Origin of the sequence: Roseivirga sp., assembly GCF_965216855.1 — a bacterium.
GTDB lineage: Bacteria > Bacteroidota > Bacteroidia > Cytophagales > Cyclobacteriaceae > Roseivirga.
In genome coordinates, this window is the sequence record NZ_OZ244204.1 from 1,660,001 (window position 1) to 1,683,761 (window position 23,761).

A 23,761-nucleotide genomic window follows, 5' to 3' on the forward strand; every position below is an offset into this window, starting at 1 on the left:
TTCTCTCAGGATTTTAATTGTTGAATGGCCTCTTCAACAGAATCGGCTATTTTGAATATGGCTGTCAATTTAGTTATGATCAACAGTTTTTTGACATGCTCTGAAGGATTGACAATCACCACCTCTCCTTCGTTATTTCTGAATTTTGTAAGTAATGTAATCAAAACACCAATACCACTGCTGTTGATGTATTTAACATCGCTTATGTCAATAGCACAAAGCAATGTTCCTTTATTAATGGCATCATTTGCGGCATCAAGCAGACCTGATCCAACTTCTTCACCAATAAGATTCCCTTCCAATTTGAGCACTAGCACTCCATTGTTCTCTGCACTGTTGAATGTCATATTATTCTGCCTTGGTGTTTTTTGATTTTGGTTTTGCGAAGAAGTATAGTGTATGATGCATAATATCTATATCAAACATCTCTTCCAGCGTATTCTTTATATTCTGAATTCTTGGATCGCAAAACTCGATAACATCCGAAGAGTTCATCATTAATATATGGTCATGTTGCTTAAAGCCGTAAGACTTTTCATACTGGGCCATATTTTTACCAAACTGATGCTTAGTAACCAAATCGCATTCCACCAACAGGTCGAGTGTATTATACACTGTTGCTCTTGAGACACGATAGTTTTTATTCTTCATACTAATATAAAGCGACTCTACATCGAAGTGTCCGTCTCGTGTGTAGATTTCTTCTAGTATAGCAAAGCGCTCAGGGGTTTTTCGCAAACCTTTATTTTCCAGATATGCTGTGAATATCTGCTTTACCTGATCAAAAACCTTTGGATTTAGCGCCATTTGTCTGGGTTAGGGTGCAAATATAAGATAGTTTAGTTAATACAACGGAGCTAGTTCACTTCAGTTGAATCATGCCTGGTAACTCTCATGACACCCGTTACCTTTTCGAGCTTCTTAATGAGTTCATCCAGGTGCTTAGTGTTATTGATATAGAGTCGAATCTGACCATCGAAAATACCAGTTTCGGTATCAATACTAATGGACTGCATATTCACCTTTAGCTCGTTGGAAATAATATCGGTTACATCTCTCATTAGCCCGACCCTGTCAGTACCAATAATTCTCAAGACAGCAAGGAAGGCGTTCTGCTGCTGCGACATCCATTTGGCCTTCACAATCCTGTTGCCATGCCTTGACAGTAACTCCGGGGCATTCGGGCAGGTGGTTCGGTGGATCTTTATTCCTTCATTGACCGTTATGAAACCGAATACATCATCGCCAGGAATTGGGTTACAACATCTGGCAAAACGATAATCAAGCACATCCATATCTTCACCAATGAGCAGAATATCTTTGCCGAGCTCTTCGACTTTCTTAATGTCGTCTGAGTACTCAAACTTCTTGGTTTTTACTCGCTGACTTTTTTGCCTTTCTTTCTTGAAGTCTTTGAAGTTCTTGATCTGTGAGGGATCAATAATTCCTCTTCCTACTTTATAATAGAATTCTGTGACTGTTTTCTCATCGAAATAGGCTCGTAGCTGATTGGCCACATCTCCATCGAATGGAACTTTCATTTGACGGAGCTTACGTTGGACGATTTCCTTTCCGTCAATGGCGGCCTGCTTCTTCGACTCTTTTAGTGTCTCCTTAATCTTAGATTTCGCCTTTGAGGTAGCCACAAAGCGCAGCCAATCTTCATTGGGCCGTTGCTTATTACTGGTTAATATTTCTACCTGATCTCCATTTCTCAACTGATAGTTGAGCGGTACCAGTTTGTTATTCACCTTAGCACCAAGACATTTGGCCCCAATTTCTGTATGAATATCAAAAGCAAAATCGAGTGCCGTTGCTCCACTTGGCAATATTTTAAGATCTCCTTTAGGAGTGAAAACAAAGACTTCTTCATTAAAGAGGTTAGACCTGAAGTCGTCAACAAACTCAATAGCGTTTGTATCATTTTGCTCCAGCATATCTCTAACCTTCTGGATCCAGGACTCCAAGCCGGATTCATGGGCCGGGTTCATACCATCCTTGTATTTCCAATGAGCTGCATATCCCTTTTCTGCAATGTCATTCATGCGCTGAGTCCTGATCTGCACTTCAACCCATCTACCTGTTCTACTCATTACCGTTGTATGCAGTGATTCGTATCCATTTCCCTTGGGCGTACTCACCCAGTCACGAAGTCGGTCAGGATTAGGGGTATAGAAGTCTGTCACGATAGAGTACACTTGCCAACAGGCTGCCTTTTCCTGATCATAAGGGGTATCCAAAATGATTCTTACCGCAAACAGATCATAAACTTCCTCGAAAGGAATGTTTTGCTTCTTCATCTTATTCCAAATGGAATAGATAGACTTTGGCCGGCCCTTTACTTCAAAGTTGAACCCTGTTTTATTTAGCTCATCGAGAATTGGATTCATGAAGCTTTTAATGAATCTGTTTCTTGACGTCTTACTTTCGGCAATTTTAGCTACCAATTCTTCATAGACTTCCGGTTCTGTATATTTCAGCCAGAGGTCTTCCAGTTCAGATTTAATGGCATAAAGTCCTAAACGGTGAGCGAGTGGAGCATATAAATAAATAGTCTCCGAAATTATCTTCAACTGTTTATGTCTCGGCATGCTGCCCAGCGTTCTCATATTATGTAACCTGTCGGCCAGCTTCACAAGAATGACCCTCACATCTTCTGACAGGGTGAGCAGCATTTTTCTAAAATTCTCTGCTTGTTGCGAGCTTCCGTGATCGAATACACCGGAAATCTTAGTAAGACCATCTATGATCTTGGCCACCTTTGGACCAAAAGATTCCTTAATCTCATCGAGTTCTATTTCGGTATCTTCTACTACGTCATGTAAAAGTGCGGCTACTATAGACGTTGTGCCGAGCCCAATTTCCTCAACACATATTTCGGCAACGGCCAAAGGATGAAAGATGTATGGCTCTCCTGACTTGCGTCTCATCTCCTTGTGGGCCTCTACCGATAAGTTAAAAGCCTTTTTGATGAGCTTGGCGTCATTGTCTTTCAGAAAAGGTTTAGCCTTTCTGAGCAGTCTTCTATACCTCCTTAATATCTCTTTTCTTTCTGCTTCTAGATCAACTGCTATCATATAATTCTGTTACTTAAGAGAAAGGTCAAAACTTTTAAAAAAATAAGCAAACTATTTGTTGACTTCAATCGGAAATAATATACCTTTGCAGTCCATTTCAAAACAGCAAGCGGATGTGGCGAAATTGGTAGACGCACTAGACTTAGGATCTAGCGCCTCAGGGCATGGGGGTTCGAGTCCCTCCATCCGCACAAATTGAACCCTCGGTCGCAAGATTGGAGGGTTTTTATTTATGAACAAAAACAGTAGAGCATTGGATATTACTCTGGACAAAAAAGATTCTAACATCGCTTCAATTAAAGTTAAATTAAACGAAGCTGATTATCAATCGAAGGTAGATGAAAAGATCAAGGACTACAGCAAGAAGGCCCAGATCAAAGGATTCAGACCAGGCAAGGTACCTCAGGGCCTTGTAAAGAAAATGTATGGCAAGTCTATTCTAGTCGATGAGATTAACCACATGGTTGGTCATGCCATTCAGGACTACATCAGAGACAATGAGCTAAAGATTCTTGGAGAGCCTATTCCAAACCAGCAACAAATTGAAGCGATTGACTGGGATACTCAGTCGGACTTTGAGTTTGAATACAATGTTGGTCTGGTTGAAGACTTCACCGTTGATCTTGGTAAGAAAGTAAAAGTTACCCAGTACGAAATTGAGGTAAATGATCAGGTGATTGACGAAACAGTAGAAAATGTAAGAACTCAGTTTGGTAAAATGACCAATCCTGAAGTGAGCGAAGAAGGAGATATGCTTTTCGGTACATTGAGCCAGGAGTCTTCAGACATCACGCATGACACCACAATCGATCCTTCAGAGTTCACAAAAACCAATGCGAAGAAATTTGTAGGCAAGAAACAAGGCGATGTAATCGCGGTCGATCTTGCTAAACTTTACAAAGAAAAATCTCAGCAGGCAGCTCAATTGGGTAAAACAGAAGATGAACTCGAAGGTATTGATCTGAAGTTCAACTTTGAGGTGAAGAATGTAAACAGAAGAGAACTGGCAGAAATTGATCAGGAGCTTTTCGATAAGACATTCGGTCCGGATACCGTGAAAACTGAAGAGGAATTCAGAGCCAAAGTTTCTGATACCATTTCTGAAAACTACGAGAGAGAAACCAATGCCTGGTTGAATAAGACCATTCAGGATGAGCTGATCAAAAACACGACTATCAACTTGCCTGATGCCTTCCTTAAAGATTGGCTTAAGCTAACTGGTGAAGGTAAAATCACCGATGCTGACCTGGAAAACGAGTATGATCAATATGCTGACCAACTAAGATGGAATCTTATTTCAGGTCAAATCTCGAAGGATAGCGAGGTAAAAGCTGAACATGAAGACATCAAGGAAGCCACCAGAAAAATGATCGAAGCCCAGTTTATGGGGTCTGGTCTTGGGCAAATGGCAGATCAAATGGATTCATTCGTTGAGCATTATTTACAAGGTGAGAATGGTCAGAATTACATGAAGATGGCTGAGCAGGTTCAACAGGAAAAAGTGTTGGAGCATATTAAGTCTCAGATAGATATCAAGTCTAAAAAGGTAAGCCTTGATAAGTTCAAGGAGATTGTCAATGCATAGACCGAACCTTTGACCGGAGTAAGATGTTAAGATAAAGTCCTTTTGCGGAAGGGCTTTTTTTTTATTTTTGTTCAGTTAAAAGGTTATAGAAACTAATGATCAACAAGGAAGAATTCAGAAAATACGCCATTCATAATCAAGGAGTTAGCGGAAGTACATTTGATGCTTATACCAACCATGTAGAGAACATGACCCGTTCTGTAATTGAGGAGAGACCTACTCGTTTTGCAGAAATCGATGTTTTCTCCAGATTGATTATGGACCGCATCATCTTTTTGGGCATGGGCGTTGATGATAATATCGCCAATATTATAACAGCTCAGTTGCTGTTCCTGGAATCAGCAGACCCGACCAGAGACATTACCATGTACATCAACAGCCCCGGAGGCTCGGTATATGCAGGATTAGGAATGTATGACACTATGCAATTGGTGAAACCTGATGTCTCAACCATTTGTGTAGGAATGGCTGCTTCAATGGCGGCTGTGCTCATGAGCTCAGGTGCAGAAGGAAAGAGAGCGGCTCTTCCTCACTCCAGAATCATGATTCACCAACCTAGTGGTGGTATGCAAGGGCAATCGAGAGATATGGAAATAACTCTCAAACAAATGCAGGAGCTGAGAAAAGATTTGTACGAAATATTAGCTAAACACACAGGTCAGCCTTATGATAAAATCGAGCAGGACTCTGACAGAGACTACTGGATGCGTGCGGCTGAAGCAAAAGAGTACGGTCTGATTGACGAAGTGCTCACTAAAAAATAATTTTATGGCAGAGGTTACCTGTTCATTTTGCGGACGAAATAAAAAGGATGTTGACTTGATGATATCGGGCATACATGCTCATATCTGTAATCATTGTATTACTCAGGCCAACCAGATTCTTGCTGAAGAGATGAAAACCAAATCTTCAGAAGACTCTCCTAAATTCAATCTGATCAAACCTGTTGAGATGAAAAAGTATCTCGATCAGTATGTTGTTGGTCAGGATGAAGCTAAAAAGGTAATTTCTGTTGCTGTTTACAATCACTATAAACGATTGATTCAGAAATCTAACGATGATGATATTGTGATTGAAAAATCCAATATCATCATGGTTGGTGAAACGGGTACAGGTAAAACATACATTGCCAAAACTCTGGCAAAAATACTTCAGGTACCTTTCTGTATTGCCGATGCTACTGTTCTTACTGAAGCAGGATATGTGGGTGAAGATGTGGAAAGCATTCTAACCAGACTACTGCAAGCAGCCAATTACGATGTAGACTCTGCCGAGAGAGGTATCATCTATATTGATGAAATCGATAAGATTGCCAGAAAATCTGATAACCCTTCCATCACCAGAGATGTGAGTGGAGAGGGTGTTCAGCAGGCTCTCTTGAAGTTGCTAGAGGGTACAGCTGTTAATGTTCCACCTCAGGGGGGAAGAAAACACCCTGATCAGAAGATGATTTCTGTTAATACAGATAACATCTTATTCATTTGTGGTGGTGCCTTTGATGGAATAGCCCGCCATATTGCGAGCAGACTGAATACCCAACCACTGGGCTTCTCGGTAGCCAAGGACGAGCAGATGTTGGTTGATAAGGACAATCTGCATCAATATGTGAATGCTCAGGATTTAAAGAACTTCGGGCTCATACCTGAATTAATCGGTCGATTGCCGATTGTAACCCACCTGAATCCATTGAACCCTGAAATCCTTAAAAACATTCTTACAGCACCTAAAAATGCTCTTATTAAACAGTACACAAAACTGTTTGATATGGAGGAGAAGAAGCTCGTTTTCGATGAGGGTGCATTAGACTACATCGTAGAAAAGGCACTTGAATATAAGCTCGGAGCCAGAGGGTTAAGGTCCATCTGTGAAGCTATTATGACGGATGCCATGTTCGAGCTTCCTTCTGACAAGGAAACCCATGAGCTGGTTATCGACAAGAAATACGCCCGTGAGCAATTTGAAAAGTCGAAGTTCAAGAAGTTGAAGGTGGCTTAAGATGTCAGATGTCAGATGTCAGATGTCAGATGTCAGATGTCAGATGTCAGATGTCAGATGTCAGATAAGGCCAACTGAATTGTAAGATGTTGGTTTTCTGATTTTCTCTTACTCTCCGAAGTACTCGACATAGTTTCTTGGAGTCTCATAAAGTTTCAGAGAATGCAGCTGACCTTGAGGAGTAATCGCATCTACTTTAGGCGCCAATATTTTCCAGATTTCAATAATCAGGTTTTCGCAGCTAGCCATTTTCCCCAGCATAAAATCAACATCTACGTTTAGGTTCTTATGATCTAACTTGTCTACCACTTCTTCTCTAATAAGGGTAGAAAGCTGCTTCAGGTCTACCACAAAACCAGTCTCTGGGTCAGGCAATCCCTTTACCGTAGTTATGAGCTCAAAGTTATGGCCATGCCAGTTTGCATTAGCACATGGTCCAAATACCTCTACGTTCTTCTCTTCGCTCCAATTGGGGTTATAAAGCTTATGTGCTGCGTTAAAATGTTCTTTTCTGCTGACGTAAACCATTGATTATCAAATTGGCTGCAAATATAATGGTTTTAGAGACAAAGGGATTTTCAACCTGGAATATTTCCTCTACCAGGGATGCTGAATATCCTTTTCAGAGTAGGTATGATCTCGGTTGATGAACCTCGTATCCCCTTCCTTTAGGGGTTTGAAAGTAGTGGATGGAGAAAATAACTTCTTAAGCCATGACAAAGGGGTAAGAATAAGAAAGTAAACCAGAGTTAGTAAGATAGCACCATTGATCTTACCTAAGAGCATTCCAAACGCCATCCAAAGTGTGGCCAGCCATGAAGCAAATGATTTAAACAAGGCGCTCAAAACAGCAATTCCTATGATAACATAACCCAGTATTTCACTTTCCTCGGGGTACTTTTTCGCCATGATCAACTGAATCACCAGCAAACCTGCCAATAGGCCAACAATGATTCCGTGGGGATTGGCTATTTTCTTAAGCTTCATTACTCTCCTTTCCTGACTTAACCATCCAATGATTTCCCAGGGCAAGCGCATCCATATCTGTCTTTAAAAAACACTGATACGCCTCTTCCGGACTACAAACAATTGGCTCATTGTTCACATTAAAACTTGTGTTGATGAGTAGAGAATGGCCTGTCTCCCTCTTAAAAGCCACTAACAGTTTATATAGCAATGGATTAGTTTCTGCATCTACTGTCTGAATTCTACTTGAATAATCGACATGACTAATGCCAGGGAATTCAGAGTTAACGAAGTCACACTTTTCTCTGATTGACAAAGTGTTGAAGTTCTTCGGTAGAGGTTTTCTTCTTGACTCTAAGATATCGGTAATAATGGCCATGTAGGGTGAGGCCATCTTCAACTCAAAATAGTCTTTGAGATCTTCTTCCAGTAAAATCACCGCAAAAGGTCTGAAAGACTCCCGAAACTTAATTTTTAGATTAATCTGTTTCTGGATATCGGATTTCATCGGGTTCCCCAGGATTGACCTGGCACCTAATGCCCGCGCACCAAACTCCATCCTTCCCTGAAACCAGCCTACTACTTTACCATGAACAAGGCTGTCAACAACCTGTGCCAGTAGTTCGTCCTCTGAAAAGTATGTACTTAGTTGCCCCTTAGATTGAAGAAGTGAGCTCACCACTTGATCACTGAATTCAGGGCCCAGGAATGAGATTTTATTTTTCAGGAACTTATCCTGTTTAGCAGCCCCATTGCCTGAAACATGGTGACAAAAAAGTGCCGCCCCCACAGCCGATCCAGCATCTCCCACTGCGGGGGGAATATGGATATTATCAAATATCTCTTCTCTAATGAGTCTGCCATTAGCCACACAGTTATAAGCTACTCCTCCGGCTAAACATAGATTTGACTCTCCGGTGATTTCTTTAATGTGACGGGCTAGTTTCACTACAACTTCTTCTGTGAAGTCTTGTGCTGCCAGCGCCACATCGCAATGGGCTTGTGTTAAGCCCTCCTTTTCCTTTCGGACAGCGAGCCCAAAGAGAGCCTTCCACTGATCTGCATCGATCATACTCTCACCATAAAGAAACCTGAAGTATTTCAGATTCAATTCAATAGAACCATCATTGAACACCTTAACCATATGCTCTTCAAGGCCCGCCTTAACTCTTCTATAAATATCAGAGTCTGCACTACCATAAGGAGCCAATCCCATCATTTTATATTCACCATCATTGACCCTGAACCCAAGGTACTGGGTGAATGATGAATAGAGGAGACCGAGGGAGTGTGGATAATGCTGTTCCTTTAAGACTGTAAACTTTGCTTCTTTAGCCCGATAAAGAGAAGACGCTGTCCACTCACCCACTCCATCAATAGTGAGTACAGCACTACTTTTGAATGGCGAGGTATAATATGCCCAGGCGGCATGGGACAAGTGATGTTCTACAAAGTTTACCTTCAGGTGTTTGACTCCTCCCAGGTTCATCGCCTTCAACTGGTCATTCAGAAACTTTCTGAAAAACACCTTTTGCTTAATCCATGCAGGAATATATTTCACAAAGCTGGTAAACCCTCCGGGAGCAATATGAAAGAAGTTCTCCAGTACCCTTTCGAACTTCAACAATGGCTTCTCATAGAAGGCTATTTCTTCTACCTGATCTAAACTGATATGGGCATAGTCCAGGCAGAAACGAATAGCATTAACAGGAAAACCAGAATCATGCTTAAGTCGTGTAAAACGTTCTTCCTGCGCTGCAGCTATTATTTCACCATTATGAATGATGCAGGCAGCAGAATCGTGATATAAAGCAGAAATACCTAAGATGTACATCAACAAGCAAGTTTAGAACATGCTGTAAATGAATGGCGCTATGGCGGAGCCTTCTACAAAAACAATTAACAGGCCTAGCAGAAGTAGTACGATGATGATTGGTGCCAGCCAAAGTCTCTTTCGAGCGGCCATGAATTGTAGTAACTCTCTAAACTGATTCATATTAAAAAACTCCTCTCTGGTTGATCCTTTTTAAAGCATCATTTTGAGGGATCAACTTAAGTAAATTATCATTAAGTTCTTTGGCCTCATCCAAATTTTGAAGGAAAATCAAAGCTTCCAGTTTTTGAATAAACTGATCAGCATTTGCCAGCACGTTTCTCCGGTTGAAGGGTAAACTATGCTGGTTTGTTATAACTTCAAGAGACTCTTTCACTTTGTTATAGTGAATATCGGACTGGCCTTTTAGTAAATCACTTACATACGATAAGGCCGCAGAATATCTCTTCGCTCTTAAGCTATTATTCACTTTGTTTTCAAGCACTTCTCTTGTAATGAGGCGATCAGGAACTGAATTCAATATCCTGTCAGCATCATCAAAGCGACCTAAGGCAGTGTATGCCTGGCTTACAAACAGGTATGGCTGCAATTGATTTGGAAATTCCTGTAGAAGCACTCTAGCCGTTGATAGGGCCTGTTTAGGATTCTTACCGATATTCTCATAGAAATTCTCATTCATTATGCCAACCCATGAAATTTCGCCTGAGGTAAGTCTATCTAAAAAGGTTGGTTCGGCCTGTGGATCAACAGCCTTTTCGGTAAATGGCCAGTTCTGCATCAGCTGATTAGCCAATTGATAACCGTACATACTATCCAGCTCGGCAATGGCAAACTCGAAACTCTCAGGAGCACTTGGTTCAATTCCTTGCGAATCGAGATAGTTCACTACTTCATGAAATGCCGTTTCCGCAAAGAGTCTTTGACCATTCAGGTTGGCATGCACATGCTCCACTAAGAGCTCGTTACCTATAATCTCATTTGGACTGGCTTTCTCAAAAGCATCATACATATCTAGCAGGCGCGCATCATGCTCATTGCTTAGCTTCCGTACGATTTGCTGAAACCCAGAAGTTGCTCTAAACTTAAGCAGATCTCTGTCTCTTGCCTGAGTGAAAGCCTCCTTTGCGGGCTTAGCCTGGCCCTTGTTAAGAAACTCCTTTCCTCTATTGAAAAAGAACATGGCACTGTCTTGTACTGAACTCTCAAAGGGCTCAAAATCTTTCAAATTACTCACCAGAGTGCTCAGGAAAACAGGAACCTGATTCTCCTTATATTTTTCGAGTGTCTTAGCAATATTGTATTCGTATTGGTTCAGACCGGCTTCATATAGTTTCGAGTTCAGTGGGATAGATTCTTCTCTAACCATTTTGGACATCAGTGTCTCACTTCTATCGCTTGTAGCTCCAGTGGCATATATTCCTTTGACCATATTCCTGACCAATTGCATTATCCTCACATTCTTAAGCCTGAGGTAAAAGTTTGTAACTACTGGTGACCTTCCTAAACTCTGACTTGACCCTACGCCCAATGCACCATAGTACTCATTGTGACCTCCATATATAATAACCAGGTCAGGTTGTTTCTCAATGATTTCGTCTGTCAGGTCGAGTATTGCATAGCTATTGGTGGCTACCAGGCTGGTATTGACTACCTCAACATCTAGCTGTGGATAATAAGCCTGTAATTTTTGCTCCAATAATCGGGGGAATGAAGCAGAGCGGAAGGGGAAGCCTGCAGATGAAGAGGCGCCTTGTACAAAGATTCTGAACGTGGAATCAGTTTTCTCCTTTCTAAAAAGGTCGTATGCCCCAACGGGTGCAAAAGCTGCATCGGAAAAGTATCTGGTTGACACCTGCGGATTCATAATCTGGTATTGAGAATCTATGGGGTCGGAGATAAAAGCCACAGGTTGATCTTGTCCATAACCCAACAACCTTAGAACTCCCTCAAATAACAGAAAGAAAACCACGGGCACCAGTGCTGTGATTAGATAGTAGCTTAGTTTCATGTCGTCTTATTGACAATTCTGAAACAGAAAGGATTAATCAGTTCAAATAAATATTATACTTAACTACTTGAGCTGAATAGTGTTTGCCAGTCGTTTTAATTCCTCGTTGTCTGGTAGAGCTACTTTGAGTTTTTGATACAATGTATTGACCTCTTCAGTTCTCTTTAGATAAAAGAGAGCTCCCAAAGCCTTTACATGTTTATCGGGTTCCGCCTGAATGGCTTGAGTATTCAGGTCAGTCCAGTTGACTGCTGAAATATCTGATAATGCCTGGAGCGTATATTGGTTAGGAAGAGTAGCCTCAGTTTGCTGAATCACTCTTGCAATAGGAATGGCCCCTCTATAGTTTTTCATATCTATCAGGTTTGTGAGCCTGACTTTATATACATCGAGAGTAGCCAGGTTTTTAGGCACTCTACTCAAAAATATCTCTGCCTTCTCATAGTCCCCCATCTTGTTGTAAGACTCTCCTACCATGATGTATGGTTGAGTTTGGTGTGGATATTCCTGCATCAGAACTTTTGCCGTTCTTAAGGCCTTAGCAGGCTCTGACTGAATCTGCTCTACATACTTCGAGTTCATCACTGCTACCCAGGGAGTTTCTCCAATAATTAATCTTTCTATATCATTGGTTGGAGCTGAAGGAGAAGTGGCATTATCTGTAAACGGCCAGTTGTTGAGTAACTGCTTTAACAATGTAGTACCGTAAAGGCTATCAACTTCTGCAGTTATATAGTCAAACTCTTCAGCTAGTGGCCTTTCCCTTATCCCCTTTTGAGTCAATAATTCACTAACTGAGTTGTAGATAGTTTCTGCAAAAAGGCGTTGTCCATTGAGGTTAGCATGAACATGCTCCAAAAGTAACTCATTACCTATGATTGCCTCGTCACTGTTTTTTTCGAAAGCATCATGAGTATCAATCACTGGAACATTCAGCTCCTGTGCTATTTCCACCACTGCCTGCTCAATGGCGGACGGTGCCCGAAACTTAAGCAGATCGAAATCGCGGGCATCGGATAGTTTGGCTTTAGCGCCTAAACTATCAGTATCCAATATGCTTCTACCCTGTTTAAAGGCTTCTTCTGCATTGTACTCTGAATCTTCTGCCGACTCAAAAGGCTCAAAATCTCTCAGGTTACTCACCAGGGTGCATATGTAAACCGGAATTCCCGCTTCCTTATATTTAGTGAGTAAAGCAGTGATATTGGTTTTATATTGATCTATGCCTCGGTGATAGAGATCTGAATCGAATGGAATACTTTCGTTCTTGACCATCTTGGCCATCAAAGTCTGTTGATCATCTTCCTGAATGCGAACACTGTAAATTCCTTTGACAATATTTTTCATCAACTGGACGATTCTTACATTCTTAAGTCGCAGATAGAAGTTAGTCGCAGCGGTTGACTTACCAAAGGATTGACTGGAACCTACTCCTAGTGCTCCGTAGTATTCATTGTGCCCTCCATATATAATTACCATATCGGGTTTCTGCTCTATAATTTCATCTGATAAATCGAGCAGGGTAAAACTATTGGTAGCGGCCAGGCTGGTGTTGATCACTTCAATATTCCGGTCTGAATACTGATGTTGTAATTTCTGTTCCAGCAAACGAGGAAAAGATCCGCTATGATTATACGGAAAACCAGCTGATGTCGAAGCTCCCTGAACAAATATGCGAACCGTGTTCGGGCTCTTTTCCTTCAGAAAAACATCATACTGTCCCTGAGTGCTGAACTCCTTTTGTGCAAAATAGCGCTCAGAAACTTTCGGATTAAAGATGAGATATTCAGAAGCAGCAACATCAGATATAAACACAGGAGGTTGTTCTCCATAATTCGAGATTCGAAGAACTACCTCCAACAACAAGAAGAAGACAAATGGAATAGAAACGGTAATCAGGTAAAAGAGCCTCTTCTTGGATTTTTTCATCCTGCTTGTCCGGAATTTACTTTTTGAACAGCGCCTTTATAGCCCTCACTAGTGGTCACCCTAATTTTCTTACCGTCTGTCCTTCTTATTCGAAGCTTCCCCAAGGTAGTTTGCAGGGTATTGTTTTCATTTCTATATGGCAACTGTAACGAATTAGAATCTTGCTGCCCGAATTCATTCAATACTGAAATAAGGTTTTGAGCCAAATCGCCAAAGGTGAGTTTTCTAGTCACCCAGTTTCCTTCATCAAGACAGGTGAAATAACTTGTAGAAGGCATATATACTTTATCATCAGATCCTTCATTAAGGACAAGGTAATTGTGCTCATAGTCCAGATTACAATCTCCCAAGGTGTCATTTGTGACGTGATAGATTTTCATTCCATCAATTTCAATCCAATCTCCGTCTTCAATATCTCCCCAGAACTCTATGTCTATCTCTTCTGAAACAACATACTTTTGCTTACTCCCGCAGGAGTAAACCATCATTCCTACTAACAGTAGGACAGCTATCTTACTCTTCATACCTCTGAACTCTTATTTTTTCGTTTTGTCCCGGCTTATTAAACATGAACTGCATTAGGGTATATACCTTTCCATCGTTCACTCTAAGAAACTCATCCATCGCGGCTTTGAGCTCTCTCAAAGTAGGCTTGACTTCAAGTATATTGGTCTTTTTGTTAATATTTGCAGACAGCCTGTTATTGCCTAATTCCGTTCTTGCAAAACCCAGGACACGGGCTTTGTTAGACTCATTGATAGTCAGCAACAACTGTTCAACCTTTTCTGACTCAGTTGATATTGAATCAATCTTGGTCATGACATGCATGCCTGAGCTTAATTTCATAGTACCATAAAAGTATACAGTACTATCTCCTTTTTGCTTAACGGGTTTATTTTGTGCCATTAAGTTCACTGATAAACCCAGCATCAATAAAACAACAAATAGTCTCTTCATTTCAATAATGTTTACCGTGAATCAAATAATTACTAACATAATCCTTCACCCCCTCTTCAAGGGTAGTAAATTCCTTAGTATAGCCAATACCTTTCAGCTTGTTCATATTCGCTTCTGTAAAATACTGGTATTTATCGCGAATATCGATTGGTGTATCGATAAAGTCAATATTCTCGGATTTGTCTAAGGCCTTAAATGTAGCGTTAGTCAGATCCAGAAATGTTCTCGCCTTGCCACTTCCCAAGTTATAAATAGCCGAATCCTTTCGATGATGCATCAGAAATAAGCATACATCAACCACATCCTTTACATAAACAAAATCTCTCATTTGTCCACCATCCTTATAATCTGGGTTATGTGAACGGAAAAGTTTCATCTGACCCGTTTCTGAAATCTGCTTAAAAGCGTGAAGCACTACAGAGGCCATTCTGCCCTTGTGATACTCGTTAGGCCCATAAACATTAAAGAACTTAAGTCCGGCCCAGAAGAATGGTGTTTTTGACTGTTGAAGTGCCCATTTGTCGAATTCATTTTTCGAAACGCCATATGGGTTCAATGGCTCCAGTTTAGGTATCACTTCATGGTCGTCATCGTAGCCATTTTCTCCACCACCATAGGTAGCTGCAGATGAAGCATAGACCAATGGTATCTGATATTTAATGCAAAGATTCCAAATAGTTTTGGTGTATTCCGTATTGAGTTTGCTCAACAGGTCCAGATCGAATTCTGTTGTATCAGTTCTAGCGCCTAAGTGGAAAATGAACTCTACCTGCTCACCATTATTATCTAACCAATCAAAGAAAACATCTCTATCCACTCTTTCCTGAATAGCCTTTCCCTGAAGGTTTTTATTCTTCTCGCTGTTATCGAAATGATCAACGACAATAATGGATTTGTACCCTTCTTCGTTGAGTCTTTGTACTAACGCGCTCCCAATAAATCCTGCTGCTCCTGTTACTACTATCATAAGATACTTTGGTGGCCAAAGATACCTGTTAAAAGTGATTTAAATAAGAATTATGCTAAGATATGCCCTTCTAAAAGCCTGATCTTCGGAAAGACTTAGAGTCTGAAATTGCATATAATCCTGCGGCTTCATTATTTTTTAAAGCCAGCAGATAAGGCTTATCATCAATTACAACTTCATCCAAATCGGTCACCACTCCCTTCTCGACAAAACCTGAGCCAAATAATGGGTTAGCCTGAAACTGACCATTTCCAAGACCCCTCAACAATAGAGTAGCCTGAGCATCAATATTTCCATTAAAGACTTCCGGTGCGTAGGAGTTACCTCCAATCAGGATGTCAAGCTGACCGTCCTTATCATAATCAAAAACGAGGATATCATTAACCGGTGAAAACTGTGCTCTCACAGGAAGCGGTACCATTTGGAATTGTCCATCACCATTATTGATGAAGACTGAGCTCTGGAAATGAGTAGCCCGTACTACATATGCCTCATTCAAAGACTTCTCATCGAACACCTGGTCTAAGGTAGCCTCTGCAAAAGCCAGGTTTTTAGGGAATTTCTTTTTGATAGCAGAAATCTGTTGGGTCAGAGTAACACGGTCATGAATCACATATTCCTGGCCATTATTGTAATAACCAATTACAGCATCGAGTTGACCATTCGCGTCATAATCATTCGCATAAACTGAAAGTGGTTCATTCTGACTAGCCTTATATCTGCTATTCAGTCCCAGGTTTCCTCCAATAATATCCAGGTCGCCATCTTGATCTAAATCTGCCAATTCGATGGAATTCCACCAACCGGAATAAGCTGCCAGACCAGCTTGTTTGGTTTGATTGACAAATTTCCCATTGGTCCACTTAAAAATAGAGATAGGCATGAATTCACCGGCAAGAATCAGTTCACCCTCTCCATTGTTATCAATATCACTCCAAATCACGTCTTTAATCATACCCAGGTGCTCCAACTCAGGTGCAATCTCCTTTATCTTGTTTATCAGTATACCACCTTCATTGACAAGCAATTGACTTGTGCCAGGCATTGGATAACTGCCCGGCAGGACGTGACCAGCCACAAACAGGTCCAAATCGCCATCGTGGTCAAAATCGTTTGAAACCACTTTGCTACCACTAACATAGATTTCAGGTAACCTGTCACTCGTAATGGAAAAATTACCCTTCCCATCATTTAAATAGAGCCTGTCCTTGTATGAAGCTGATTCTGTTTTAAATTCATTAGAACCACTCACAACATATAAGTCCAGATCGTGATCCATATCAATATCAACAAAGATAGCGTCAGCATCTTCGAAGCTAAGACTCTCGGGAAAATCTACCTCCCTGAAAGTGGCTTCCTGAATGTTGTGCACCTGAATGAATAATTTACTCTTCTGACCTGCTGCACTGCCTATATAGATGTCATCCAAACCGTCATTATTTACATCGCCAACAACAGATATGGGACCTTCTGTGGATAGTTTATGAGGTAACAGAGCTTCTCTTTTAAAGTCTACGAATGGCGATTCCTTATGCTTATAATTGAAGTTTAGTTGTGAGGACTTATTGGTAAAGAGGTCGATTCTTGGTTCATTGCTAGCTTTAATAGCAGGAAGTACCAAACCGTCTTTATTCAACTCAATCCTTTGATTTAATTCGGGTCGAAGAATGATTTCCGTTGTATGATCAGGCCAAATAACTACCAAACTATCAATAGTAGTACTACTTCCCAATCCAAAGTGCAAAACCGGGTCAACACTTGACTGAAATCCTCTGAATGGACTCATCTCAGCCACCATTACCTTACCGTCAAAATAGACCTCGGCCCTTGATCCTATGGCCAATAAGGAATTATTATTAACAGATAGATTAAGTTGAATGTAGTTAGTACTATCTCTTTCTACGGCCTTGTTTTTATAGACAAATGATGGTTGATTGAGGTTATTTACCAGGAGGTCAAGATCACCGTCATTATCCAGATCAGCATAGGCACTCCCGGTAGAAAAAGATGGTGTACCAAGCCCCCACGCTGTCGCCACATTTTCAAATTGAAGCCCCCCCAAGTTCTTATAGGCATAGTTGGGAACCATTTCACCGTTCAGTTCTTCCAATGAACTAACGATAACACTGGGATCGAATGGCATGTTTGAGTTTCGACTCTCATTAACGATATAATCTCTAAAGTCGACATCAGTAACATCCTTAACATAACCATTAGTGATAAAGATATCTCTCGTTCCATCATTATCAAGATCAGCAACTAATGGGCTCCAGCTCCAGTCCGTATTACTAATACCAGTTAACATACCAATCTCCTGGTAGCCGCCCCTACCTGTGTTGAGCTGCATAGAGTTACGCATGTATTGAGGCGTGTACCCCCGCTGAACCAGCATCTGATGCCGATCGTAATTCAGTCCGCTCAAAAGTTTCTTTTGCCTCCTATTGTCTTCAGGTAGCATATCTACCTGCACAATATCCGTATTACCATCGTTGTCAAGGTCCGCCACATCTATACCCATCCCAAAATTACTGGTATGCGCCACATACTTATCCAGGGACTCGCTAAAGGTACCATCATGGTTATTCAGGTATAGGAGGTCATCGTAGATAAAATCATTACTGACATAAAGATCAAGCCAGCCATCATTATTAAAATCGCTTACGGAAATACCCAGGCCATATCCTTCTTCATGAATTCCTGCCTGAGCGGTTACCTCCGTGAACCTGCTTCCATCATTTCTATATAATCTATCCTGACTTATTGTATTTCCTGTCTGGTCTTTAGGCCTGATAGTATTTGGATCTTTATTAGGGTTATTCTCATAGTTCATGAGGTAAGCATCAAGGTCTCCATCATTATCGTAATCAAAAAAGACCGAGTGTGTTGTCAGAGACTTGTCGTGTAAATTATAGTCTATAGACTTTTCTGTAAAGGTTAAGTCTCCATTATTTATATACAGTAGGTTACCTGTACTCGCCCCAACTCCCCCAACGCTACAGTATATATCGTCATAACCGTCATTATTAATATCAGCTATTGTTACTCCATGTACCCAGGATTTGGTTTCAAAGCCTGACTCAACCGGATCCAGCTCATGAAACTTGAAGTTACCTTTGTTGATGAAAATCTTACTTGTAACCATGTTACCAGCAAAGACCACATCTTTTAATCCATCATTGTTCAGATCAGCGACACCTACACCAGAACCGTTGTAGATATAAAGGAACCGAAATGCATTTAGAGAATCGCTTTCAGAGAGTTGGTTGGTGAATTTAATTCCAGACTCGTTTTCCAGGGAGAATAAGGCATTGCCATTTTCCTCTTTCTGACAACTTAAAGTCAGCAATAGCAATAGCAGTGAACCTCCAAGAAGCCTTTGAAAATTCATGAGTTAGTTTTAAGGTTGAAAAAATAGTGTCAAGCAACACTGTCAGTTCCTGAACTTAAGAAAGTTATCCCAGAGGCGGAAGGAGATATAATAAATTATTCTATAAAAAAAGAGCCACTCCTAATAGAAGTGGCTCTTTTATAATTATTTCAATTAATTCTATTGCTCAGGCTGATTACCACCGAATGTATAGAATGGAAGACCAAAGATAGACAATTCGTCAGCAGGTACTGGCAAGTGTCTAGCCGAAGCAGGCTCCAGATAATACAAGTTAGTTGCATCAGTGTTTCCTGCAGGAGTCATCATTCTTCTGTGGAACCAGATGTTACATGATCCATGCCATGTGAACTCAACAATTCTTTCATAAAGAATAGCGTTCAACAGGTCAGCATCAGACTCAAGTCCTGTAAGCGGAGCCAAACCACCTCTATTTACTCTAGTGTTGTTGATAAGGCCAGCTGCAGCTACTTTATTTCCACCAGTTCTAACAAGAGCTTCTGCTTGAAGAAGATCAACCTCTTCAGATGAAAGGAATACCATTGGATCGGTAAATCCAGCTCTGTAAGACTCATAACGGCTATAATCGTAAGTACTGAAGAAGTAGTAACCTCTAGCTGCTGAGAAATCAGGAGCACCAGCATAAGTAATGTCTGTTCCTAGTCTAGAATCATCTGGGTTAGAGATTTCAGGAAGAACAGCCAAACCATCAGGCCATGGGTAAGGTACTTCAGCATCAGTTTTAGATGGGTTCATCATTTTGATCACTTTCTGTGATACTCTGGCCCAAAGTGCATCCTGACCTTGGATCAGAAGTCTGTGCCACCATGTGAAACCACCGTCACCAACAGGTGCAAGATCTACAGAGTTAGCTGAGTTAGAAAGAACTCTGTTCCAATCTACAGCGCTTGCTTCAGTAGTATTTCTAGCTTGAAGTGCTTCGAATTTAGCGATGAAACCTCTAAGAAGGTTAGCCGCATCGTCACCAGTGTAAGTAAGCTGGTTGAAACCAGTCAATACATTGTTCGAACCAGCGAACAAAGCGATAGCTTCTTGAAGCTTGGCAATTGCAGCATCATTCACGTCACCATAAGGGCTGAATGAAAGAGAAGTAGGATCGGTAGTCTCGTCAGTGATATAAGCCTGGTCATAAAGTAATGACAAGTAACCCATAACAAGACCTTGAAGTGCTTTACCATTAGCAACCACTTGGTCAGTGATATCCACACCATTTGCATCAGGTACAGTTACATCATCCTCAGCAATAATTCCAAGAATGTTGTTAACAGGACCAATAGCAGAGTACAATCCATTCCAAGCCTGAGTAAAAATTGCTCTGTTAGAGTAAGTCAGGTTGTTCTGTAAAGACTGTCTTGGAATAGTACCTAAGTCTCTAGCACCCCAGTTACCCCAAGACATAGATGGGCCTTGAGCCATCACAGAAAGAGGGAAGTTAGGGCTACTTTGTTGCAATGCTGCCCAGAAAGCAGAGTACGCACCATTAATACTGGCAGGGTACTCAGCAGGGTTAGCTAGCAAAGCTTGTCTGTTCGGGTTGTTCAGGTTTTCTACTTCGAGATCCTCGCAACCAGAGATGATCGTTAGAAAAGCTAATGCTACAATCAGTAATTTATAATTTTTCATTTTTCTCATTCTTTTTTTGAGTTATTAGAATGTTAGGTCTAAAGAGCCAGTGAATGATCTTACTAGAGGATAGTTGAAGTCATCAACAGGTCTCTGCAAGTTACCAGTCTCAGGATCGAAGCCAGTGTAATCAGAGATCAACAACAGGTTACGACCAATCACAGAAAGTTTAGCACTCTTGAAAATGTTACCAAGACCCATTCTATCCAAAGCAGATTTGCTGAAGTTATAGTTAACAGCAAGCTCAGCTAGTCTAAGGTTAGTAGCATCTTCCAGGAAGTGAGAGTTAGATCTGTTTACGTTGTAAATAGACAAGTAGTAAGCAGTAGTTTTCTTCTCGCTATCAGCTTTACCTGCCTGATCGAACATTACGTCAACCAAGTCACGAGACAACCACTGTCTAGACTGGTTGTACACCAATCCACCACTCTGATATGACCACAACATGTAAACATTCAAACCTTTATATCTGAAGTTAGTATTCAAACCAAGGTTGAAGTCAGGAGTAGCATTACCTAAAAGAAGGTCATTCAATACCACACCATTTTCGTCCATAAGTCTCAATACAGACTCTTGAGCAGTTCCGATAGAAGCTGTGTGTACTACATAACCATCAGCGTTAACGCTGTAGTCAGCCAACACACCATCTTGTCTGAATGGATCGTTCAATACAAATCCGTTAGCATCAACAGAAAGTTGATCTAATGAAGTAGCGAAGTCTTCACCGTAGATGTCACCGATTTTAGAACCTTCTTTCCAGATGTTCAAACCAACAACCTGATCTCTTCTGTCGAACTCAGTGATCTCACCTTGATATCTATCCCAAACTAAACCGAAAGTCAAACCTAGATCTTCAGATCTGATTGCTTCATAGTCTAAAGTGAACTCAAGAGAGTTACTTTCTACTGTACCGGCATTAGCAATTTGAGAGCTGAAACCACCTGAAGCAGCACCAGAAACTGGTACAGTCAAAATTTGGTCAGCGTTCTCTTGGTTAGAGTAAGAAGCCAATAATGAGAATCTGTCAAGGAAGTCAGCTCTCAAAGAGATTTCATACTCAGTAGTGATAGCGTTTTTCAAGTCAGGGTTACCCAATGAACCACTGGCAGAAATGTTACCAGCAGAAACACCGAATGTTTCGTATTGGTCAGAGAAGTTAGGTCTGTTACCAGAAGTACCATAAGAACCTCTGATTGACAATTCCTGGAATCCAGGGATTTCAACATCTTCAGAAATTCTGTAGTTGAATGAACCTCTGTAGAATGTCTGGTATCTCTGATCCTCACCGAACAATGACACACCTTCATATCTTACGATAAGGTCAGCAATGTATTTGTTCTGGTAGTCACCAGCGATCGCTGCAGCAAAGTTATGAGCAGTGATTTGAGACTGTCCTGAAGAAAGAGGAAGCGTAGTTACAAAGTTGTTGTAAGCTGTGATTCCAGCAGCAGACTGATCTTGAGCAGATAGTCCCCAGCTCTCACCTTGGTTATCCTCATACTGATAGAATACTCTTGATCTCAAGTTGAAATCACCATAAGACTTAACATATGATAGAGTAGTAGTAGAGATAATAGCAGTGTTAGTACCGAATGAATCAGATCTCTGACCCAAACCTGGGTTGTTACCAGCAGAAACGTCTAAGTGACCTTTAGGAAGGTAAGAGTAGTTCTGAGACTGGCTTCTATCCAATGAAGCAGCATATTCAAGAGTTAAACCATCAACGATTTCATAGTTCAATCTCAAGTTTGCCAAGAATCTGTGTTGTTCGAATGTTCTGTCCAGTCTGCTCAAAGTGTAAAGCGGGTTACCTTCTGAGTTACCGAATTTGTTAACATTCCATCTGTAAGGAGTTCCATCCACGTTATCCTCATAAAGGTCAGCAGAAGGGTCCATCATGAACAAATTTCTTAAAGTACCTCTAGTACCCAATCCACCAGCATAGTTTTGATCTAATTTTCTGATACCATAAAGGGTTGAAACAGAAAGTTTCAATTTATCAGTAATGTTTTGATCAAGGTTAACTCTCAAGTTTTGACGAGAACCACCATCGTTCATTGGAACTACACCACCATTCAAAGTATTTTCAAATGAAGCAGCAATGTTACCATTACCATAGTTTGAAGTTACCTGAAGGTAAGAAGTCCAGAAAGTATTTCCTTTGAAGAACTGATCAAGGTGATCAATTACCTGAGGAAGTGGGTTGTCTTGCAACAAATCCGGATCATCAACACCAAGACCGAAACCGTTTGGATCAGGGTTAACCTGAATAGAACCATCAGGGTTAGTCAGGAAGTGGTGAGAAGTAGTTTTCTCAGGAGCTCTTGAAGCATACAAGAATTCTTTCCCTACCTCATTTCTGAATCTAATCTTAGTTTCACCTACAGCGTTTTTGTTACCTCTTCTGGTTGTAATAGCAATTACACCGTTAGCAGCACGTGAACCGTAAAGTGAAGCAGCAGAAGCACCTTTAAGTACTTCAATATTCTCAACATCTTGCATGTTGATATCGGCCAAAGAACCTTCAATCAAGATACCATCTACAACAATTAGAGGATCGTTTGAAGTTCTCAACTGAGCAGCACCTCTGATTTGGAAAGTAGGAGTTGTCAAAGGAGCACCTCCCTGACGTACTTTCACACCGGCTACTTTACCTCTCAAAGCAGCACCAGCGTTAGCTTGTGGTACTTGCTGAATGAGCTCTTCATCTACTTTAGAAATAGAAAAAGCCAGTTTTTTCTCAGGAGTCGCTGCAGCAACACCAGTAACAACTACTTCACCAAGTGAAGTCGCATCTGGCGCTAACTGAACGTTAACTACCGTTTGGTTACTTACTACAATTTCTTGAGTAACATAACCTAGGTATCTAAACACAAGGGTAGAGCCCTGCGGAACGGTAAGACTATAGTTACCATCCAAATCAGTAGCAGTACCGTTGGTTGTACCCTTAACAAGAATAGTCACCTGAGGCAATGGCAGGCCATCATCTGAACCTGTCACTTTACCAGAGACTGTCCTGTCTTGAGCAAATGCAGCTGTTGTCAAGAACAGCAACATCAACGAGACGCAAGTCAGTAAAATTCTCTTCATTTTGCTTTCGTTTTAGTTTAATTGATGAGTAAAAAGTTTGTTTAGAAAGCCAAACATAAAAGAAAATGTCATCTTTTAATAATAAAGGCGAAACAAAATGAAGACCCTCCCGTAAGCCTCAAACCTTTCATTTTTTGGCAATAGAGCCTATATAAGAGTTAAAAAAAAATTTTCTTCTGATGAGTAAGGGTATTTAAAAATTGGCAAGAATTCGATTGCAACATCGCAAGTTTGACCAAATAACATTCCCTTCAAATTCAATAATTAGACCAATAATGTAATTTATCCAATTTATAATTTAACATTATCCACTAACCAAAGCCT

General features: G+C 40.9%; 18 protein-coding genes and 1 tRNA gene. 4 read left to right on the forward strand and 15 right to left on the reverse strand.

Annotated elements, in window-relative coordinates; genetic code table 11:
- Positions 1 to 5 precede the first annotated feature (5 nt).
- From ACOOEY_RS07465 to ACOOEY_RS07475, 3 genes are read right to left on the reverse strand one after another with little or no spacing between them, the layout of a single operon-like run.
- A complete protein-coding gene (locus ACOOEY_RS07465) occupies positions 6 to 347 on the reverse strand; it encodes an STAS domain-containing protein (protein ID WP_420388041.1) in 342 nt (113 codons plus the stop codon).
- A gap of 1 nt (position 348) precedes the next feature.
- Positions 349 to 807, reverse strand: coding sequence for a Fur family transcriptional regulator (locus tag ACOOEY_RS07470; protein WP_420388042.1), 459 nt, complete (start codon positions 805 to 807; stop codon positions 349 to 351).
- 50 nt (positions 808 to 857) lie between these two features.
- Entirely contained in the window at positions 858 to 3,077 is a 2,220-nt protein-coding gene (locus ACOOEY_RS07475) for a RelA/SpoT family protein (protein ID WP_420388043.1), read from the reverse strand.
- A gap of 109 nt (positions 3,078 to 3,186) precedes the next feature.
- Between ACOOEY_RS07475 and ACOOEY_RS07480 the strand changes: the two genes are divergently transcribed.
- From ACOOEY_RS07480 to clpX, 4 genes are all read left to right on the forward strand, one after another.
- Positions 3,187 to 3,268 (forward strand) — tRNA-Leu (locus tag ACOOEY_RS07480).
- Positions 3,269 to 3,309: 41 nt separating this feature from the next.
- Positions 3,310 to 4,662 carry a trigger factor gene (gene tig / locus ACOOEY_RS07485; protein ID WP_420388044.1) on the forward strand — a complete coding sequence of 451 codons (1,353 nt, stop codon included), beginning with the start codon at positions 3,310 to 3,312 and terminating at the stop codon, positions 4,660 to 4,662.
- Positions 4,663 to 4,757: 95 nt separating this feature from the next.
- Complete coding sequence (locus ACOOEY_RS07490) at positions 4,758 to 5,426, forward strand: ClpP family protease (RefSeq protein WP_420388045.1); 669 nt, start codon at positions 4,758 to 4,760, stop codon at positions 5,424 to 5,426.
- Positions 5,427 to 5,430: 4 nt separating this feature from the next.
- Complete coding sequence (gene clpX, locus ACOOEY_RS07495; protein WP_420388046.1) at positions 5,431 to 6,657, forward strand: ATP-dependent Clp protease ATP-binding subunit ClpX; 1,227 nt, start codon at positions 5,431 to 5,433, stop codon at positions 6,655 to 6,657.
- A gap of 108 nt (positions 6,658 to 6,765) precedes the next feature.
- On the opposite strand, the gene ACOOEY_RS07500 is transcribed toward clpX, so the two are convergent.
- From ACOOEY_RS07500 to ACOOEY_RS07555, 12 genes are all read right to left on the reverse strand, one after another.
- Positions 6,766 to 7,185, reverse strand: a complete 420-nt coding sequence (locus tag ACOOEY_RS07500; protein WP_420388047.1) for a 6-pyruvoyl trahydropterin synthase family protein — start codon at positions 7,183 to 7,185, stop codon at positions 6,766 to 6,768.
- Positions 7,186 to 7,254: 69 nt separating this feature from the next.
- Positions 7,255 to 7,644, reverse strand: a complete 390-nt coding sequence (locus tag ACOOEY_RS07505; RefSeq protein WP_420388048.1) for a hypothetical protein — start codon at positions 7,642 to 7,644, stop codon at positions 7,255 to 7,257.
- A complete protein-coding gene (locus tag ACOOEY_RS07510) occupies positions 7,634 to 9,457 on the reverse strand; it encodes a carbamoyltransferase (RefSeq protein WP_420388049.1) in 1,824 nt (607 codons plus the stop codon). Before ACOOEY_RS07510 ends, ACOOEY_RS07505 begins: the two co-directional genes overlap by 11 nt.
- A gap of 12 nt (positions 9,458 to 9,469) precedes the next feature.
- Entirely contained in the window at positions 9,470 to 9,619 is a 150-nt protein-coding gene (locus ACOOEY_RS07515; protein ID WP_420388050.1) for a DUF5989 family protein, read from the reverse strand.
- A gap of 1 nt (position 9,620) precedes the next feature.
- Positions 9,621 to 11,465, reverse strand: a complete 1,845-nt coding sequence (locus tag ACOOEY_RS07520; protein WP_420388051.1) for a hypothetical protein — start codon at positions 11,463 to 11,465, stop codon at positions 9,621 to 9,623.
- Between the two features lie 63 nt (positions 11,466 to 11,528).
- Entirely contained in the window at positions 11,529 to 13,394 is a 1,866-nt protein-coding gene (locus ACOOEY_RS07525; RefSeq protein ID WP_420388052.1) for an SGNH/GDSL hydrolase family protein, read from the reverse strand.
- Positions 13,391 to 13,918 carry a hypothetical protein gene (locus ACOOEY_RS07530; RefSeq protein WP_420388053.1) on the reverse strand — a complete coding sequence of 176 codons (528 nt, stop codon included), beginning with the start codon at positions 13,916 to 13,918 and terminating at the stop codon, positions 13,391 to 13,393. The genes ACOOEY_RS07525 and ACOOEY_RS07530 overlap by 4 nt, the downstream gene beginning before the upstream one ends.
- Positions 13,908 to 14,351: a hypothetical protein gene (locus ACOOEY_RS07535; RefSeq protein ID WP_420388054.1), complete on the reverse strand. Its 444-nt coding sequence runs from the start codon at positions 14,349 to 14,351 to the stop codon at positions 13,908 to 13,910. Before ACOOEY_RS07535 ends, ACOOEY_RS07530 begins: the two co-directional genes overlap by 11 nt.
- A gap of 1 nt (position 14,352) precedes the next feature.
- Entirely contained in the window at positions 14,353 to 15,318 is a 966-nt protein-coding gene (rfaD, locus tag ACOOEY_RS07540; protein WP_420388055.1) for an ADP-glyceromanno-heptose 6-epimerase, read from the reverse strand.
- Between the two features lie 70 nt (positions 15,319 to 15,388).
- The gene (locus ACOOEY_RS07545; protein ID WP_420388056.1) at positions 15,389 to 18,706 is read right to left on the reverse strand and encodes a VCBS repeat-containing protein; all 3,318 of its coding nucleotides are present in this window, start codon (positions 18,704 to 18,706) and stop codon (positions 15,389 to 15,391) included.
- Positions 18,707 to 18,865: 159 nt separating this feature from the next.
- Positions 18,866 to 20,347 (reverse strand): hypothetical protein, encoded by a 1,482-nt coding sequence (locus tag ACOOEY_RS07550; protein ID WP_420388057.1) that lies wholly within the window; start codon positions 20,345 to 20,347, stop codon positions 18,866 to 18,868.
- A 24-nt stretch (positions 20,348 to 20,371) separates the two neighbouring features.
- On the reverse strand, positions 20,372 to 23,437 hold the full coding sequence (locus ACOOEY_RS07555) for a SusC/RagA family TonB-linked outer membrane protein (RefSeq protein ID WP_420388058.1): 3,066 nt from the start codon (positions 23,435 to 23,437) through the stop codon (positions 20,372 to 20,374).
- Between the last annotated feature and the right edge of the window lie 324 nt (positions 23,438 to 23,761).